At 72.2% G+C, this 1,710-nt stretch carries 1 protein-coding gene; it reads right to left on the bottom strand.

Going from position 1 to position 1,710, the window contains the following annotated elements; translation table 11 throughout:
* Positions 1–17: 17 nt before the first annotated feature.
* The gene (locus ACLU3S_RS36880; protein ID WP_413956335.1) at positions 18–1,247 is read right to left on the bottom strand and encodes a hypothetical protein; all 1,230 of its coding nucleotides are present in this window, start codon (positions 1,245–1,247) and stop codon (positions 18–20) included.
* Positions 1,248–1,710 lie beyond the last annotated feature (463 nt).

Raw genomic sequence — 1,710 nt, 5'->3', positions numbered from 1 at the left:
CATGCCGGGGACCTGCCTCAGGCGCGCCGTGCGGGGCGCAGGAACGCTTTCCAGCCACCGGCCGGCCGCTCGCCGACCTCCAGGGAGCGCAGTCGCGCCAGGATCCGCGGGTCCTGGGCGTCGAGCCAGTCGGCGAACTGCCGGAAGGAGACCAAGCGCACCTCCGGGCGTCCGGCGATCCGGCGCAGGGCCTCCTCGGCGGCGTCCATGTAGATGCCGCCGTTCCACTCCTCGAAGTGGTTGCCGATGAACAGCGGCGCCCGGTTCGTCTCGTACGCGCGGTCGAAGCCGGCCAGGTAGGACTGCGTCGCCTGGGCGCGCCAGTAGGGGTAGTTGTACGAGGGCGCGCGCGTCGTGTTCCGGGACTGGTTCGCCAGCATGTTGTAGTCCATGGACAGCACCTCGAAGCTGTGCCCGGGAAAGGGGATGCCCTGCAGCGGCAGGTCCCAGAGACCTCCCCGCTTGCGCGGCCAGCGTTGGACGCCGCCCGGTGACGAGGCGTCGTAGCGCCAGCCGAGTGCGCGCGCCGCGGGCAGCAGGTTCTCCTGGCCGAGCAGGCACGGGGTACGGCCGCCCACCAGTTCCTTGTCGTAGTCGAAGGGCAGCGGCGGATCGTCGTGCCAACCGGTGTTCGTCCGCCAGGATTTCACGAACGACCTCGCCTGCTCGATCTCCGCATGCCACTGCGCGGACGTCCAGTCGGCCACCGATCCGGGGCCCTCGCAGAAGTGCCCGTTGAAGTGGGTGCCGATCTCGTGGCCGTCGTGCCAGGCCTGCCGGACGTACTTCAGGGTCTCCTTGATGTGCGCGTCGCTGAGGTAGCCGATGTCCGAGGCGCCGGCCGGGTTGTTCGGCGGCCGGTACAGCCGCTTCTTGTCCTCCGGCAGCAGGTACAGGCCGGACAGGAAGAACGTCATGTGCGCCCCGTGGGCGCGGGCGAGGTCCAGGAAGCGCGGGAACAGGCCGGTTCCCAGCTCGCCGGCGCCGTCCCAGGAGAACACCACGAACTGCGGGGGAGTCTCGCCGGGTTCGAGCGCGGCGGGCGGATCCGGCTGGTTCGGCTGGCGTCCGGTGTACGACGTCGAGCCGTCACCGATCAGCCTGGTCGCCTCCTGCGCCCCGGGCCCCGCCGAACCGAAGCCCCATCCGTCCCGGCCGCATCCGGTCAGCGCGGTGGCGGTCACGGCGGCACCGGCGCCGAGAGCCAGGCGTGCCACGTGCCGGCGGCTGATTCCACTCGTCGACATCCCGGATCGCGCCCCGTTCCGACGCGTTGTGCGCCCCTCGGCCGTTGCTGTCAGTGCCGTGGACAATAAAGGCGATAAACATATGAATCGGAGCAGCTGGTCGGCGTGGCGCGTGAACAGGGCACCGTTCGGCCGAGGGGCGGCCCGCTCGTCGGCCGTACGCCGCGACGTCGCGCGCCGCCAGGGCGGCGAAGAGCACGGCGGCCGGCCGAGCACGCGCTGCACATCCGTGCAGGCCACCTGCTCCTCGGGCGTGGGTTCGCCGAGGATGGCGAGGGTGCTGTCGGCGACGGCCGGCTGCAGGAACCGGATCATCCGTGCGCGGGCCTCCCCGGGGGAGCACCCCCGGAGCGCCACCGGCTCCCTCACGCACTCGGCGAGGGCGGCGGCGCGCTGCCCGGGGCGTGGTGGCGGGGCAGGTCGCGCCGTCGTGTTCCTCGGTGCGCGGGCCGGTCGCGGCGAC

This window comes from Streptomyces sp. AF1A (assembly GCF_047340315.1).
Classification (GTDB): Bacteria; Actinomycetota; Actinomycetes; order Streptomycetales; family Streptomycetaceae; genus Streptomyces.
Note: the sequence above shows the minus strand (reverse complement) of the source record. Positions and strands in the feature narration are given on the sequence as shown.